Consider the following 15,256-nt stretch of genomic DNA (forward strand, 5'->3'; position numbering starts at 1 on the left):
CGAGGAGAACAGCGACATGGCCGACATCGGACGAGGCTGGCGCCACCTGGCCGACCGGAACCCACTGGTCCGGTTCGTCGACGCGAGCCTGCGCGGCGCCGCGCAGGTGGTGCTCCAGAACAACCCGCTCAGCGGCCTGCTCATCCTCATCGCGCTCGCCTGGGGCGCGTTCGAGAACGGGACGCCACGGGTGTTCGGCGGCGGCGTGCTCGGCCTGGTCGTGGGCACCGCCACCGCGCTGGCGCTGCGGGTCGACATGTCCAGCTGGCGCAAGGGCCTGTTCGGCTTCAGCCCGGTGCTGACCGGGCTCGCGGTGCCCACGTTCCTCGACCAGCGCCCGCTGATGTGGCTCTACCTCGTGCTCGGCGCGATCGGCACGGTGGTGGTAACGCTCGCCCTCAACGCCGTGTTCAAACGCTGGAACCTGACCGCCTACACGTTCCCGTTCGTGCTCACGACCTGGTTCCTGCTGATGGCGGCGTACCAGTTCGACAGGTTCACGGTGCTCACCAAGCTGACGCCGAAGTTCCCCGGTGAGGGATCGTCGGCCGGCGGCACGTTCGACTGGGGTCTCGTCCCGGCGTTCTTCAAGGGCGTGTCCCAGGTCTACCTGATCGAGAGCTGGGTGACCGGCCTGCTCATCCTCGTCGCCCTCCTGATCAACTCCCGGTGGTCGGCGCTGTTCGCGGTGATCGGTGCCGTCGGCGCGACGCTGCTGGCGCTCTGGTTCGGCGCCGACGGCGCGTCGCTGGACAAAGGGCTGTTCGCCTTCAACGCGGTCCTGACCGCGATCGTGGTGGGCGCCGTCGCGCACCGCCCCGGCGCGCTGGTGACCGTCTACACGCTGTTCGGCATCGCGCTGACGCTGTTCGTGCAGATGGCCCTGACCACGATGCTCACGCCGCTGGGCATCCCGGTGCTGACCGGTCCGTTCAACATCGCCACCTGGCTGTTGCTGCTGCCGGACCGGCACTTCGCGCCGCTGCCCAACCACGAACGGGTCAAGGACAGCGTCCTGCACACCGTGCGCGACTCCGTCCACCTGCGAGAGAAGGAGGGAAACCGTGTCCGCTCCGAACGCGGGTGACACCGCCTGGGTGCTCGTCTGCGCCGGGCTGGTCCTGTTCATGACGCCGGGGCTCGCCGCGTTCTACGGCGGCATGGTCCGCACCCGCAACGTGCTGGCGATGCTGCAACAGAACATGATCGCGCTGGGCGTGGTCAGCCTGACCTGGGTGCTCGTCGGCTACACCATCGCCTTCGGCGACGACGCCGGCAGTGGGCTGTTCGGCAACCTGGAGCTGTTCGGGCTCACCGACCTGAAGGCGCCGCCCGCGCCCAACCTGCACGTGGTCGACGGCCGGATCACCATTCCGACGCTGGCGTTCGTGCTGTTCCAGATGATGTTCGCGGTGATCACACCGGCGCTCGTCACCGGCGCCACAGCGGGTCGCCTGCGCTTCGGCGGCTGGGTGCTGTTCCTCGCGGTCTGGTCGATCGTGGTCTACGCGCCGATCGCGCACTGGCTCTGGCATCCCGGCGGATGGCTGGCGAAGTTCGGCACCCAGGACTGGGCCGGCGGGCTCGTCGTGCACGCCAGCGCCGGCGCCGCCGTCCTCGCCGTCCTGCTCGTCGTCGGCCGCCGCCGGGACTGGCCGCACACCGCCGCGCCACCGAACTCGATCCCGCTGACCATCGTGGGCGCGGGCATCCTCTGGTTCGGCTGGTTCGGCTTCAACGGCGGCGACGGCCTCCAGGCCAACGGCCTCGCCGCGCAGGCCGTCCTCAACACGCACCTGGCCGCCGCCGCGGCGATGCTCGTCTGGCTGGCGCTGGAACGCCTAACCGACGGACACAGCACCGTCGTGGGCGCGGTCTCCGGCGCGGTCGCGGGCCTGGCCACAGTCACCCCGACCGCCGGGTACGTCAACGCGGCGTCAGCTGTCGCGATCGGCGCGCTGGCCGGCCTGGTCTGCCACTTCGCGCTGAAACTGAAGTACCTGCTGCGCCTCGACGACGCGCTGGACGTGCTCGCCGTGCACTTCGTCGGCGGCATGCTCGGCACGCTCCTGCTCGGCCTGTTCGGCAACCGCGGCGTCAACCCGCTCGGCGCGGACGGGCTGTTCCTCGGCGGCGGAGCCGGCCTGCTGTGGCGCCAGATCGTCGGCGTGGTCAGCGTCGTCGCGTTCTCCTTCGTCCTCACCTGGCTCATCGCCGCCGGGGTGCAGGCGCTCATCGGCCTGCGCGTGCCGATGAAGGACCAGGAGCAGCTGGACCAGGCGCAGCAGGGCGCCGACGCGTACCACCTGGGCGGCGTCACCAGCCTGACCGCGCCGGGCGCGCCCCGCCGCCGTACCGCGGCGGCGCCGGCCGGCGAACCCGCGGTGCCGCCCGGCCAGCGGATCCGGGTGGTCACCGCGCTGCTGGAGCCGGACCCCGCCGCCAACAGCGCCGACCTGCGCGACGTCCTGCTTGCCGCCGGCGCGATCTCGGTCATCGTCAGCGACGCCGCGGTCGCCACGACGGCGGCGCAGGCGAGCCTGCTGCCGCGCGGCTACTGGCAGGACCAGCCGCTGTCCGCCCGGCTGCGGGTCACGGTGCTGGTCGGCGCGGACGGGGTGGGGGCGGTGCTCGACGAGTTGGACCGGCTGGGCGCCCGGAGGGCCGACACGTTCGTGCAGGAGGCGGAGCGCGTCCAGTCCTGACAGCCGGCGGCGAAAACCGCTGTCCGGTCGCCGGGCGCACTGGTAGAAAGCCCGACGTGCACAAGACGTTGACGTTCTCCGATCATCTGCGGCTCATCGACGAACGGTCGACAGCCTTCCGCGCCGCGGTCGCCGCGGCGCCCAGCCTCGACATGAAGGTTCCGACCCATCCGGAGCGGACGCTGTTCGATCTCGTCCAACACGTGGGCACGGGCCGCCGCAAAGCAGCCGCGATCGTCACCGCGGGGCCTGCGGACGGGCCCCCGGAAAAGTCGGCCTGGGAGGACGGCAAGGGCGCGCCCCGGGAACGCGAGGCACTGCTCGCCTGGTGGACCGAATCCGTCGAGCGGTTGACGAGGGCGTTGGGTGAGGCCGGCCCGGATCGCGGTTGTTGGACGTGGTGGGACGACTCGCCGTCACCGCAAACCGCTGGTGCCTGGGCGCGGCGCCAGGTTCCCGAGATCGCGGTGCACACCTACGACGTCCAGCTCACGGTGGGCGCCGCGCAGCCGCTGCCGGAGGAGGTCGCTCCCGACGGTTTCGACGACTGTCAGTTCACCCTCTGCGCGACGACTGTCGCCTGGCCACACCGGCCCGCCGTCGTCGACTACCACGCCGTCGAGGGCCGCTCCTGGCGCCTCCGGCTGTCCGCCGACGGGGCGCAGGTCGCCCACCTCACGCCCGCTGCCGGCGAGGTCCCGGACACTGCCCACGTCTCCGCCCGGGGCACAGCCAGTGACCTGGTCCTGTTCTTCTACGGCCGTATACCGCTGGATTCCCTGAGTTTCGAAGGCGACAGTCGCATCTTCGATCAGCTCATCGCCTGGGACCCGTCCGTGTAACCGGTCCATCGCCGTCATCGACCATCGAACAGCTCACTGACCGTCTTCGTGCGATCCACGGCCGCGGCATGTGGATGCTTCCCCCGGGAGGTCGTGCCGCATACTGGCCCGGTGTTCACTCTCGCCCAGGCGCGATACCTGGTGGCCACGCTGCGGCCGCGCGTCGACGAGCTGATCCGGCTGCGGGCCGATCTGGCCGAGTTGCGGGTCGATCTGGCCGACCACGGTGTCAGCGCGCTCGGCGGGCTCGCCGAGGTGAAGGCCCTGGAGGCGCGCCTGCATCTCGTGGTGGACGAGTTCCACCAGCACGACATCGCGGTCAAGGGGATCGCGCCGGTGCTGCTCGACTTCCCCGGTGAGCGCGACGGCCGGGCGGTGCTCTGGTGCTGGCTGGAGGGGGACAGCGACATCCGGTGGTACCACCGGGTCGAGTGCGGTTTCGCCGGCCGCCGCCCGGTCTGACCCCGCCCCGTGGGTGACGCGCGCCCGGCGACTCCGTCCGACGCCGAGGAGCTGGTCCGGTTGCGTGGGCTGATGCTCGCCGGCATGAGCGGCGCGCCGACGCCGCCGGGCCGCTGGCAGGACGTCGCCCGGATCGACCTGCGGGCTCGGCGGCCGGCCGGCCGCTCTACCGCGCCCTGGGCTTCCGGGAGACCGCCGACCCGGCGATGCGGCTGACCCTCCCGGCGAAATCCTTCACCCCGCCTCGGGAGACCGGCAGCGATTTGTAGCGAGTAGTCGCTATGCGCGCCGAACCGTAAATCGGTGATCTTCCATGCGCTGTAATCTTATTGATATCTATCTCTCACCACCACTTCACACCCCCAGGAGTGCGACGTGCGGAGATCCCGTATTGCCACCCTCGCCCTGACCCTGGCCACATCGGTCGGGGTCGCTCTGTCTCTGGCCGCCCCCGCCCAGGCGGCCCCGTCCGACCGCTACGTCGCGCTCGGCGACTCGTACGCCTCCGGCGTCGGCGCCGACAGCTACACCTCCGAGAGCGGCAACTGTCTACGCAGCACGAACGCCTACCCGGCGCTCTACAACGCCAACATCAAGCCCGCGTCGTACCGCTCGGTCGCCTGCTCCGGCGCCACCACCGCCGACGTCATCAACAGCCAGCTCTCCGCGCTCTCCTCGACCACCACGCTGGTCAGCGTGACGGTCGGCGGCAACGACGTCGGCTTCGCCAACATCATGAGCACCTGCGTGCTCCAGGGGGAGACCCAGTGCGTGGCGGCCGTGCAGTCCGCCATGAACGTGGCCCGCACCTCGATGCCCGGCCGGCTCGCCAACGTCTACAACGGCATCAAGAGCCGCTCGCCCTCGGCCCGCGTCGTGGTGGTCGGCTACCCGGTCTTCTATCAGCTCGGCACCACCTGCGTCGGCCTCAGCGCCACGTCCCGGGCGAAGATCAACGAGGGCATCAACCTGCTCGACGACATCACCCGCACGGCCGCCGCCTCGGCCGGCTTCACCTTCGCCGACGTCCGCTCGATCTTCGTCGGCCATCAGCTGTGCAGCTACGGCACCAAGTGGCTGCACGCGCTCAACGTGCTGAGCCTGAGCAAGTCGTACCACCCGACGGCGGCCGGGCAGTCCGGCGGCTACTACCCGGTCTTCCGGTCCGCCGCCGGCTGACCCCGGCCCGACCGGCCGCGCCCCGGCCCCACGTGAGGCCGGGGCGCGGCCGTCGCCGGATCGGTCAGCGCGCGAACTGATTGATCAACTGGCTCAGGCCCCAGGCGTTCCCGGCGGCGCCGCCCACCGCGCTTAGCCGGGTGACCAGCCGGTCCACCTTGACCATGACCCGCCTGCGGTCCGGCCGCTCCCGCTGGATCAGGTCCACGATGTCGTCGACCTCCTCCAGCGCCAGCTCCGGTTCGACCAGCTGCGACCGGTTCTCCTCGATCCACCGCCGGGTGGTCCGCAGCTGCTCCAGGATCTCCCGCAGTGACGCCTCGCCCATTGTGTCGATCCGGTCCGCAGTGGCCTTCGGCCCGGCCGCCGCCGGTCCGCCGGACGAGCCCCGGATCACCACACCCTGGTTACCGTCGTGCGTCACTGCTCTTCTCCTTTCGCTTGCCGCTGCCGTCGTTCAGCAGCGCCGTTGCTCCAGGGCCGGCGGCTGCGGGCCCGTGGTTGTCGCCGCGGATGAGGACGCCGTGGTTGCGGACGACAGTCATCCGGGTCTCGTACTCGAAAGGTGTGCCCTGGCGGACGAGGCAGCCGGCCGGGCTGAGGAGGTTCGCCACGAAGCAGCCGGGCAGCGGGATCGCCGAGGCGGGTGCGTTCTGGAGAAGCCGGGGATGCGCCACGGCCCGATGGCCGTCTTCGGCCAATCCGGTGGCAATGCCGCCGGCGAATTCGCTCACCGCGATAAGCCGGGCCGCACGAATAACGGGTGGTCGGCGGCGTCGTCGCCTGTGCTCGATCCCGTGCCGGGTCATGCGTTCGGAAAGTTGCCAATTCCGTCGTGCCACCGTCGACAGTGCTCGTCACGTGACCGCCAATCGATGACGATGTGCCGGGGTCAGCCACGTTATGAGTTCACGCCCACCGCCGGAAAGTGGCCGTAGGTACCGCGCATGGGGATCGACGGGCCGGTCGACTCGTACGGCCGGACGGAGTTGTGAGCGAACAGGACACAGTCGAGTCGCCGCCACGATTCGGCGCCGCGGCCACGAAAACGTTTTCCGATTAGCTCGGACGAATTCTTTCTCCCGAGTACGCGGGAGTTGTCGATGTCTGTTCGCGAATGCGCGGAATGCGGTTCGGTTGTTTCAACCGTCGGGCGGCGCCGGGGCCCGGCGGCCCCGGCGCGGGCCGTCAGGCCGGCAGGACCTTCTCGACCGCCGCGCGCAGCTCGGGCGAGTCCGGCGTGACCTGCGGGGCGAACCGTGCGGCCACCGTGCCGTCCGGGGCGACGAGGAACTTCTCGAAGTTCCAGCGTACGTCGCCGGTGTGCCCCTCGGCGTCCGGCGTGGACACCAGTTCGGCGTAGAGCGGGTGCCGGTCCGGCCCGTTGACGTCGACCTTCGCCGTCAGCGGGAACGTCACGCCGTAGTTGACCTGGCAGAACTCCTCGATCTCGGTGGCGCTTCCGGGCTCCTGGCCGGCGAACTGGTTGCACGGCACCCCGAGCACCGTGAGCCCGCGCCCGGCGTACGTGTCGGCGAGTTCCTGAAGGCTCGCGTACTGCGGGGTGAGGCCGCAGCGGGAGGCCACGTTGACCACGAGCAGGGCACGGCCACGGTAGCGGCCGAGATCGGCCGGTCCGCCGGTGAGAGCGTCGATCTGGACGTCGAAAACGGTCATGTGACGAGGCTACGGGCCGTCGTGCGGACGGTCCCGCGCCACCCGTGAAATCGACGCATCTACATCTTGACGAAGTGGTGACGGCGTGAGTAGCGTCTCAGCAATCAATTTGGAAACTTTCCTAACTATTGGAGGGACGCCGTATGAAGAGATCGCTCCGCCGGGCCCTGTGGGCCACCGGCGCCGTGGTCGCGCTCGCGGTCGCCGCGGTGCCCATGACCACCGCGTCGGCCGCCGGCAGCGTCACCGCCACCTTCGCCAAGGTGCAGGACTGGGGGACCGGCCACGAAGGGCGGGTGACCGTCACCAACGGCACCAGCTCCACGATCAACGGCTGGCGCATCGAGTTCACGCTGCCCTCCGGCACCTCGATCAGCAGCTCCTGGGACGCCGACATCACCCGCAGCGGTGACCGCTACGTGGCGGTCAACAAGAGCTGGGCGTCGACGCTCGCCCCCGGCGCCAGCTTCAGCTGGGGCTACAACGGCACCGGCGGCTACAAGGCGCCGGTGAGCTGCACGATCAACGGCGGCACCTGCACCGGCGGCGGCACGCCGACGACCACCGCGCCGACCACCACGCCACCCACCACCACACCGCCGACGACCACCCCGCCGACCACGCAGCCGCCCACCACGCCGCCGCCCGGCGGCAAGAAGGTCGTCGGCTACTTCGCCGAGTGGGGCGTCTACGCCCGCAACTACCACGTCAAGAACATCCACACCAGCGGCTCGGCCGCGAAGCTCACCCACATCCTGTACGCCTTCGGCAACACCACCGGCGGCCGGTGCAGCATCGGTGACAGCTACGCCGACTACGAGAAGGCGTACACCGCGGCGGACAGCGTCGACGGCGTGGCCGACACCTGGGACCAGCCGCTGCGCGGCAGCTTCAACCAGCTGCGCAAGCTGAAGAAGATGTACCCGAACCTGAAGGTGCTCTGGTCCTTCGGCGGCTGGACCTGGTCCGGCGGCTTCACCCAGGCCGCGCAGAACCCGGCCGCGTTCGCCGACTCCTGCTACTCGCTGGTCAAGGACCCGCGCTGGGCGGACGTCTTCGACGGCATCGACGTCGACTGGGAGTACCCGAACGCCTGCGGCCTCCAGTGCGACAGCAGCGGCCCGAACGCCTTCAAGAACGTGGTCTCGGCGCTGCGGAGCAAGTTCGGCTCCAGCTTCCTGGTCACCGCGGCGATCACCGCCGACGGCAGCAACGGCGGCAAGATCGACGCCACCGACTACGCGGACGCCGCGACGAACCTCAACTGGCTGATGCCGATGACGTACGACTACTTCGGCGCCTTCAACGCCCAGGGGCCGACCGCGCCGCACTCGCCGCTCTACTCGTACCCGGGCATCCCGCAGCAGGGCTTCTGGTCGGACGCGGCGATCCAGAAGCTGAAGTCCAAGGGCGTGCCGTCCAGCAAGCTGCTGCTCGGCGTCGGCTTCTACGGACGCGGCTGGACCGGCGTGACCCAGGCCGCGCCCGGCGGCAGCGCCACCGGCGCGGCCCCCGGCACCTACGAGGCCGGCATCGAGGACTACAAGGTGCTCAAGAACAGCTGCCCGGCCACCGGCACTGTCGGCGGCACCGCGTACGCCAAGTGCGGCAGCAACTGGTGGAGCTACGACACCCCGGCGACCATCGGCGGGAAGATGAGCTACGCCAACAGCCAGGGCCTCGGTGGCGCGTTCTTCTGGGAGCTCTCCGGTGACACCAGCAACGGCGAGCTGATCGGCGCCATCAAGGGCGGTCTCGGCTAGCCGAGGGCCGACGCACCACCCACCCGGCGGGGAGGGGCCGTACCGGCCCCTCCCCGCCCGCGTGCCGTCCTGGCCGCGCGCGCCGATCCGGGTCAGGATGGGGAGTCACCGGGCCGCGCGGGCCGGGTGTGGCACACTCGCCGCTCGACGAGTCCACGCGACGGGAGGACCGATGGGTCGCAACCACCGGGGCCGGTTCGCCGCGCTCGCCCTCCTCGCGCTCGCGCCGGCGACGCTGGCCGCCTGCGGTTCCGGCGACAAGGGCGCCGCCACCGCGCCCAGCGGCCGGGCGCCCGCCGAGGAGGCGGCGGCCAAGAGCCGGGAGCGCGTGCAGGCGTACCTCGACGCGCTCGCCGCCCGGGACGCCGCCGCCGGCCGCAGCCAGCTCTGCGCGCCCATGCACGCCGCCTTCGACGCCGCCGCCACCGGCCCGAACGGCGACTTCGCCGACCACTTCACGGTGCCCGACGCGACGATCACCGACGTGCGCTCCGGCCCGAACGGGCAGGAGGTCAGCGCCTCCGTCACGGTGGCCGCCGGATCGCGCAAGGCCACCCGGTCACTGCTGTTCACGGTGACCCGTAACGGTGCGGACTGGTGCATCTCCGGCGAGGTTCCCGGCGACCGCACGGCCGAGCCGACGGCCGACCCGTCCGGGCCGCAGCCGCCGGCGCGGCCCTCGCCGATCTCCTCCCAGTGACCGGAACCATGCCCCTCGGCGGCGAGTGATCGCGACGGTCGCCGTACGCTTTCCTCCATGCGCCATGAGTGGCATCAGCTGAGTCACCCCGCCGTGGGCAGCCCTGGCCTGCAGACCAGCCGCCCGACCGCCGACTCCGCCGAGGACGCAGCCCTCGGCCTCGACCGCTGGCGGGAGCTGCCGCGCGCGCAGACCCCGCCGTGGGACGACCAGGCCCAGGTCGCCGAGGTCTGCCGGGTGCTGGACACGGTTCCCTCGGTGGTCGCGCCCTACGAGGTCGACCAGCTGCGGCAGCGGCTGGCCCTGGTCTGCGAGGGCAAGGCGTTCCTGCTGCAGGGCGGTGACTGCGCGGAGACGTTCGCCGACAACACCGAGAGTCACCTGCTCGCGAACGCCCGCACACTGCTCCAGATGGCCATCGTGCTCACCTACGGCGCGTCGCTGCCGGTGGTCAAGGTGGCCCGGGTGGCGGGCCAGTACACCAAGCCCCGGTCGCTGCCGACCGACGCCCGCGGGCTGCCCGCCTACCGCGGCGACATGATCAACTCACTGGAGGCCACGCCGGAGGCGCGGGTCGCCGACCCGCAGCGCATGATCCGGGCGTACGCCAACTCGGCCGCCGCGATGAACATGCTCCGCGCGTACCTGGCCGGCGGCCTGGCCGACCTGCACGCCGTGCACGACTGGAACAAGGACTTCGTGCGGCAGTCCCCGGCCGGGGAGCGCTACGACGCGATCGCCCGCGAGATCGACCGGGCGCTGGCCCTCATCCGGGCCTGCGGGATGACCGACGACGAGGCGCTGCGCACCGTCACGCTCTACTGCTCGCACGAGGCGCTGGCGCTGGAGTACGACCGGGCGCTGACCCGAATCTCCAACCACAAGGCGTACGGCCTGTCCGGGCACTTCCTCTGGATCGGCGAGCGGACCCGGCAGATCGACGGCGCGCACATCGACTTCATCTCCCGCATCGCCAACCCGATCGGCGTCAAGCTCGGCCCCACCACCACCCCGGACGAGGCGATCGAGCTCTGCGAGAAGCTCAACCCGGACAACATCCCCGGCCGGCTCACGCTGATCAGCCGGATGGGCAACCACCGGGTACGCGACGCGCTGCCGCCGATCGTGGCGAAGGTCACCGCCGCCGGCGCGAAGGTCGTCTGGCAGTGCGACCCGATGCACGGCAACACGCACGAGTCCTCGAACGGCTACAAGACCCGGCACTTCGACCGGATCGTCGACGAGGTGCTCGGCTACTTCGAGGTGCACCGCGGCCTGGAGACCCACCCGGGCGGCCTGCACGTCGAGCTGACCGGCGAGGACGTCACCGAGTGCCTCGGCGGCGCCCAGGGCATCGAGGACCTCGACCTGCCCGACCGGTACGAGACCGCCTGCGACCCGCGGCTCAACACCCAGCAGTCGCTGGAGTTGGCGTTCCTGGTGGCGGAGATGCTCCGTGGCTGACGCGAGGAGTGAGCTCATCGACCTGCGGACGGACACCGTGACCCGGCCGACGCCGGGGATGCGGGAGGCGATGGCCGCCGCCGAGGTGGGCGACGACGTCTACGGTGAGGACCCCACTGTCGCCGCGCTGGAGGCGGAGGTGGCCGCGCTGTTCGGCCACGAGGCGGCGCTGTTCGCCCCGAGCGGTTCGATGGCCAATCAGCTCGCGCTCCAGTTGCACGTGCCGCCCGGCGACGAGTTGCTCTGCGACGCCGACGCGCACGTGGTGACGTACGAGGTGGGCGCCGCCGCCGCGTACGGCGGGATCTCGTCGCGGACCTGGCCGGCGGTGGGCGCGGACCTGGACCCCGACGTGGTCGCCGGGATGATCCGGCCGGACGGCTACTTCGCCGTGCCGACCCGCGCGATCGCCGTGGAGCAGACCCACAACCGGGGCGGCGGCGGGGTGATCCCGCTGCCGACGCTGCGCCGCATGCGCGAGGTCGCCGACGAGCACGGGGTGGCGCTGCACTGTGACGGTGCCCGGATCTGGCACGCGCACGTCGCGGACGGGGTGCCGCTGGCCGAGTACGGGGTGCTGTTCGACACGCTCTCGGTCTGCCTCTCCAAGGGCCTCGGCGCGCCGGTCGGCTCGCTGGTGGTGGGCAGCGCGGAGAAGATCGCCCGTGCGCGCGTCCTGCGCAAGCGGATGGGCGGCGGCATGCGGCAGGTGGGCATCCTCGCCGCCGCCGGCCGGTACGCGCTGGCGCACCACGTCGAGCGGCTCGCCGAGGACCACGCCAAGGCGGCCCGGCTGGCCGAGGCGGTCGCCCCGCACGGGGTGCTCGCGTCGGTGGCGCGCACGAACATCGTGCCGTTGGACCTGACCAAGCACCCTCTCGACGCGCACGCGCTGGCGGCCGCCGCGCGGGCAGCCGGCCTGCTGATCTCGGTGCTCGGCCCGCGTACCGCCCGGCTGGTGACCCACCTGGACGTCACCGACGAGCAGATCGACAGCGCCGCCACCATCCTCGACGCCACCCTGCGCGGCTGACCCTCCGGCGCGACCGGGGGCGTCAGGGGCGGAGGCGTTTGAGGGTGGCGATGTCGGCGGCGTGGCCGACGTGCTTCTCGGTGGGGGTCTCCACCAGCACCGGCACGCCGGCCGTCGCCGGATGGCGCATCAGCTCGGCGAACGCCGGCTCGCCGATGGCGCCCTTGCCGATGTTCTCGTGCCGGTCCCGGGTGGAGCCGCACAGGTCCTTCGAGTCGTTCGCGTGCACCAGCCGCAGCCGGTCGGCGCCCACCGTGGCGACCAGCGTGTCGAGCGTGGCGGTCATGCCGCCCTCGGCGGCCAGGTCGTGCCCGGCCGCCCAGGCGTGGCAGGTGTCGAAGCAGACGCCCAGCATGGGGTGCCGGTCGACCGCGTCCAGGTAGGGGCCGAGGTGCTCGACCCGGGACGCCAGTGACCGGCCGCCCCCGGCGCTCGGCTCGACCAGCAGCATCGGCCCGCCCGTGGCCGCGGCCTCGTCGAGCAGCGGGAGCAGCGCCTCCCGGACCTGCCGCACTGCCGCCTCGGCGTGCCCGGCGTCCACCGAGCTGCCGGCGTGGAACACCACGCCCTCGGCGCCGATCGCCCGGCCCCGCCGCAGCGCGTGGGCGAGCGTCTCCGCCGACCGGGTCACCGTCGCCGGGGTGGGGGAGCCGAGGTTGACCAGCAGCGAGGCGTGGATGAACACGGGCAGGCCGCGCTCGCCGCAGCCGTCGCGGAACAGCGCGTCCTGCGCCGGGTCACCGGCCGGCAGCGCCCAGCCACGCGAGTTCGAGACGTAGACCTGCACCACCTCGGACTCGGCCGCCTCCGCGTACGGCAGGGCCGCCCGCGCCAGGCCACCGGAGGTGGGGGTGTGCGACCCCACCGGCCGGCACCCGTTCGCCGCGCTCACAGGCACGTCACAGTGACCGTCGTGCCCGGCGGCACCGGCGTGTTCTCGGCCGGGTTCTGGATCCGGACGATGCCGTTGGGGTTGAGCTGGATGTTGACCGGGAAGCCCTGGCTCTCCAGCGTCTGCTTGGCCTGCTGGCAGGGCATGTCGATCACCCGGGGGACGGCCACCTGCGGCGGGCCCTTGCTGATCTCCAGCTTGACCTGGGCGCCCTTCTCCACACCGGTGCCGTCGGCCGGGCTCTGGCCGAGGATCTCGTCCTTCGGCTTGTCCGAGTCCTTGACGTTCTCCACCGGCTTGAGCCCGAGCTTCGCGAGGATGGTGCGCGCCTCGGTGAGGCTCTTGCCGACCAGGTCGGGCACTGTCACCGGGGCGCGGCCCTTGCTGAGGATCAGCGTCACCTTGGCCCCGGGCTTGACCACCGTCCCCACCTTCGGGTCGGTCGCCAGCACGACACCCGCCGGCAGCGCGTCGTCGTAGCGGGAGCTGCCCTTGGCCACGACCAGGTTGAGACCCTCCAGCTCGACCTGGGCGAGCGCGAAGTCCTTGCCCACCACGTCGGGCACCGGCAGGCGCTCCGGACCGAGCGACAGGGTCAGCGTGATCGTGCCGCCCTTGACGATCCGGGCGGCCGAGCCCGGCGCCTGGCCGAGCACGGTGTCCTTCGGGACGTTCTCGTCGTGGCGCGGGGTGGCGTAGCGCAGCGTGAAACCACCCCGCTGGGCCTGCGCCTCCGCGTCGGCCTTGGTCAGGCTCACCAGCTGCGGCGCGACCGTGTAGCGGCCCACCCCGAACCACCAGCCGCCGCCGGCGGCGACCAGGCCGAGCACCACGACCGCCGCGGCGACGGCAAGCCGGCCGCGCGGCGAGCCCATGATCCGGGTACGCAGGGCGGCGAACCGGGCGCCCGGCCCCTCCTGCTCGACGGCGCGGCGGCGGTGCGGGCGCTGCGCGGCGGCGCCCTCGGGCAGCCGGGCCCACGCCGGGCGCTCGACCGGCTGGAGCGCGGCCACCACCTGCGTCGGCTGGCTCAGCACCGCCGTGTCGTCGCTGATCTGGCGCAGCACAGCGGTGTGCGCGTGCGGGTTGCCCAGCTCCTCGCGGGCCGCCTGCACCTCGGTCAGCAGCGCCGCCGCGTCGGCCGGACGGGCGGCCGGGTCGCGCCGGGTGGCCCGGGCGACGAGCGCGTCGACAGCCGGCGGCAGCGCCGGGACCAGCGTCGACGGGGGCGGCACGTCCCGGTCGACGTGCTGCCAGGCGACCTCCACCGGGCGGTCGCCGTCGTAGGGCACCCGGCCGGTGAGCATCTCGAACAGCACGATGCCGGCCGAGTAGACGTCGGTGCGCGGGTCGGCATGGCCCTGGGTGACCAGCTCCGGCGCCACGTACGCCACTGTCGCCATGAGCTGGTTGCCGTTCTCGTCCTCCGCGCTGGCCTCGACGGCCCGGGCCAGCCCGAAGTCGGCCACCTTGACCACGCTGTCGACCAGGTCGCGGCTGCCGCCGGTGGGCACCTCGGCGACCAGCACGTTCTCCGGCTTGACGTCGCGGTGGACCAGGCCGGCGCGGTGCGCGGCGGCGAGCGCGGCGAGCACCTGCTCGGTGATCGCGAGCGCCTCGTCCGGGTTCAGTCGGCGGCGCTCGGCGAGCACGTCACGCAGCGTGCGGCCGCGCACGTACTCCATCACCAGGTACGGCAGGCCGGCGTGGATGCCCTGGTCGTAGACCGCCACCACGTTCGGGTGGGTGAGGCGGGCGATCGTCTTGGCCTCGTCGGTGAACCGCTCGACGAAGCCGGCCATCCGGGCCCGGGCCTGCGGCGCCTGGGTCGGGTGAATGATCTTGACCGCCACGGTGCGCTCCAGGCGCTCGTCGGTGGCGGTGTACACGGTCGCCATGCCGCCACGGGCGACGCGCCCGCGAATGCGGTAGCGCCCCTCGATCAGCGAGCCCAGCAACGTGTCGGCGACCTGTGTGTCCATCGGCAGGCAGTCTATGTGTCGGAAGGGTGAACGTAGAACAGGATGCTACCGCCGGGTTGGGACACCGGTGGCCCGGCGCGCCCCGGGGCCGGTCCGGGGGTGCCGTGCACCGGATCCGGCGGGCACGTGGCAGGGTGGTCGGGTGACCGATTCCGTACCCGCCGAGACCGGCGCCGACCTGGCCGGACCGGCCGACCCGGCCGGCTGGCTGACGCTTCCCGACGTGGCCGAGCGCCTGGACCTGTCGATCAGCAAGGTGCACCAGATGATCCGCGACCGCGAACTGCTCGCGGTGCGCCGCGACGGCGTCCGCCGCGTCCCGGCCGACCTGGTGGCCAACCACATCGTGCTCAAGCACCTGCCCGGCGTGCTCAACCTGCTCGCCGACGCCGGGTACGACGACGAGGAGGCGCTGCGCTGGCTCTACCGGGAGGACCCGTCGCTTCCCGGCACCCCGGCCGTCGCGCTCGGCGGCGACCTGGCCCGCGAGGTCAAACGCCGAGCCCAGGCCGTGGCCTTCTAACCCACCCGCGCCCACCCGCCCCCCACCCCGTTGA

At 72.0% G+C, this 15,256-nt stretch carries 15 protein-coding genes; 10 read left to right on the forward strand and 5 right to left on the reverse strand.

Translation table 11 applies throughout. The features are described 5' to 3' along the window. Window positions 1-16 precede the first annotated feature (16 nt). The 5 genes from yut (at window position 17) to ACSDG8_RS25980 (ending at window position 5,188) form a co-directional block, all read left to right on the forward strand. A complete protein-coding gene (gene yut / locus ACSDG8_RS25960) occupies window positions 17-1,087 on the forward strand; it encodes an urea transporter (RefSeq protein WP_210897052.1) in 1,071 nt (356 codons plus the stop codon). Beyond that, complete coding sequence (locus tag ACSDG8_RS25965; protein ID WP_210897050.1) at window positions 1,065-2,705, forward strand: ammonium transporter; 1,641 nt, start codon at window positions 1,065-1,067, stop codon at window positions 2,703-2,705. Before yut ends, ACSDG8_RS25965 begins: the two co-directional genes overlap by 23 nt. A 56-nt stretch (window positions 2,706-2,761) precedes the next feature. After that, the gene (locus ACSDG8_RS25970) at window positions 2,762-3,547 is read left to right on the forward strand and encodes a maleylpyruvate isomerase family mycothiol-dependent enzyme (RefSeq protein WP_210897048.1); all 786 of its coding nucleotides are present in this window, start codon (window positions 2,762-2,764) and stop codon (window positions 3,545-3,547) included. A 111-nt stretch (window positions 3,548-3,658) separates the two neighbouring features. After that, window positions 3,659-4,009, forward strand: a complete 351-nt coding sequence (locus ACSDG8_RS25975; protein ID WP_210897046.1) for a DUF2203 domain-containing protein — start codon at window positions 3,659-3,661, stop codon at window positions 4,007-4,009. A 375-nt stretch (window positions 4,010-4,384) separates the two neighbouring features. Continuing rightward, window positions 4,385-5,188, forward strand: a complete 804-nt coding sequence (locus ACSDG8_RS25980) for an SGNH/GDSL hydrolase family protein (protein WP_210897044.1) — start codon at window positions 4,385-4,387, stop codon at window positions 5,186-5,188. Window positions 5,189-5,252: 64 nt separating this feature from the next. Here ACSDG8_RS25980 and ACSDG8_RS25985 read toward each other — a convergent pair whose 3' ends face one another. The 3 genes from ACSDG8_RS25985 to ACSDG8_RS25995 form a co-directional block, all read right to left on the reverse strand. Next, window positions 5,253-5,612 (reverse strand): hypothetical protein, encoded by a 360-nt coding sequence (locus ACSDG8_RS25985; RefSeq protein ID WP_210897042.1) that lies wholly within the window; start codon window positions 5,610-5,612, stop codon window positions 5,253-5,255. Beyond that, window positions 5,596-5,922 carry a hypothetical protein gene (locus ACSDG8_RS25990; protein WP_210897040.1) on the reverse strand — a complete coding sequence of 109 codons (327 nt, stop codon included), beginning with the start codon at window positions 5,920-5,922 and terminating at the stop codon, window positions 5,596-5,598. The genes ACSDG8_RS25985 and ACSDG8_RS25990 overlap by 17 nt, the downstream gene beginning before the upstream one ends. Window positions 5,923-6,376: 454 nt before the next feature. Next, on the reverse strand, window positions 6,377-6,865 hold the full coding sequence (locus ACSDG8_RS25995; RefSeq protein WP_210897038.1) for a glutathione peroxidase: 489 nt from the start codon (window positions 6,863-6,865) through the stop codon (window positions 6,377-6,379). Window positions 6,866-7,008: 143 nt separating this feature from the next. Here ACSDG8_RS25995 and ACSDG8_RS26000 point away from each other — a divergent pair, with 143 nt between their 5' ends. From ACSDG8_RS26000 to ACSDG8_RS26015, 4 genes are all read left to right on the forward strand, one after another. After that, window positions 7,009-8,628: a glycosyl hydrolase family 18 protein gene (locus tag ACSDG8_RS26000; protein ID WP_210897036.1), complete on the forward strand. Its 1,620-nt coding sequence runs from the start codon at window positions 7,009-7,011 to the stop codon at window positions 8,626-8,628. Between the two features lie 172 nt (window positions 8,629-8,800). Next, entirely contained in the window at window positions 8,801-9,328 is a 528-nt protein-coding gene (locus tag ACSDG8_RS26005; RefSeq protein WP_210897034.1) for a hypothetical protein, read from the forward strand. Between the two features lie 57 nt (window positions 9,329-9,385). After that, a complete protein-coding gene (locus ACSDG8_RS26010) occupies window positions 9,386-10,792 on the forward strand; it encodes a class II 3-deoxy-7-phosphoheptulonate synthase (protein WP_210897032.1) in 1,407 nt (468 codons plus the stop codon). A 58-nt stretch (window positions 10,793-10,850) separates the two neighbouring features. Beyond that, window positions 10,851-11,825 carry a GntG family PLP-dependent aldolase gene (locus tag ACSDG8_RS26015; protein ID WP_247679146.1) on the forward strand — a complete coding sequence of 325 codons (975 nt, stop codon included), beginning with the start codon at window positions 10,851-10,853 and terminating at the stop codon, window positions 11,823-11,825. A gap of 22 nt (window positions 11,826-11,847) precedes the next feature. Here ACSDG8_RS26015 and ACSDG8_RS26020 read toward each other — a convergent pair whose 3' ends face one another. Continuing rightward, a complete protein-coding gene (locus ACSDG8_RS26020; RefSeq protein ID WP_374223517.1) occupies window positions 11,848-12,690 on the reverse strand; it encodes a deoxyribonuclease IV in 843 nt (280 codons plus the stop codon). A gap of 23 nt (window positions 12,691-12,713) precedes the next feature. Continuing rightward, window positions 12,714-14,699, reverse strand: coding sequence for a Stk1 family PASTA domain-containing Ser/Thr kinase (locus ACSDG8_RS26025; protein ID WP_210897026.1), 1,986 nt, complete (start codon window positions 14,697-14,699; stop codon window positions 12,714-12,716). A 142-nt stretch (window positions 14,700-14,841) separates the two neighbouring features. On the opposite strand from ACSDG8_RS26025, the gene ACSDG8_RS26030 reads away from it, so the two are divergent. After that, entirely contained in the window at window positions 14,842-15,222 is a 381-nt protein-coding gene (locus ACSDG8_RS26030) for an Rv2175c family DNA-binding protein (protein WP_210897024.1), read from the forward strand. The last annotated feature ends 34 nt before the right edge of the window (window positions 15,223-15,256 follow it).

It is taken from the genome of Micromonospora sp. LA-10 (genome assembly GCF_051853095.1).
Lineage (GTDB): Bacteria > Actinomycetota > Actinomycetes > Mycobacteriales > Micromonosporaceae > Micromonospora > Micromonospora echinospora_A.

What these genes read in the sequence shown, in the direction of transcription:
- yut (WP_210897052.1), top strand. Translation starts at nt 17, where the DNA reads ATGGCCGACATCGGACGAGGCTGGCGCCACCTGGCCGACCGGAACCCA.
- ACSDG8_RS25995 (WP_210897038.1), bottom strand. Translation starts at nt 6,865, where the DNA reads ATGACCGTTTTCGACGTCCAGATCGACGCTCTCACCGGCGGACCGGCC.
- ACSDG8_RS26000 (WP_210897036.1), top strand. Translation starts at nt 7,009, where the DNA reads ATGAAGAGATCGCTCCGCCGGGCCCTGTGGGCCACCGGCGCCGTGGTC.
- ACSDG8_RS26005 (WP_210897034.1), top strand. Translation starts at nt 8,801, where the DNA reads ATGGGTCGCAACCACCGGGGCCGGTTCGCCGCGCTCGCCCTCCTCGCG.
- ACSDG8_RS26010 (WP_210897032.1), top strand. Translation starts at nt 9,386, where the DNA reads ATGCGCCATGAGTGGCATCAGCTGAGTCACCCCGCCGTGGGCAGCCCT.
- ACSDG8_RS26015 (WP_247679146.1), top strand. Translation starts at nt 10,851, where the DNA reads ATGCGGGAGGCGATGGCCGCCGCCGAGGTGGGCGACGACGTCTACGGT.
- ACSDG8_RS26025 (WP_210897026.1), bottom strand. Translation starts at nt 14,699, where the DNA reads ATGGACACACAGGTCGCCGACACGTTGCTGGGCTCGCTGATCGAGGGG.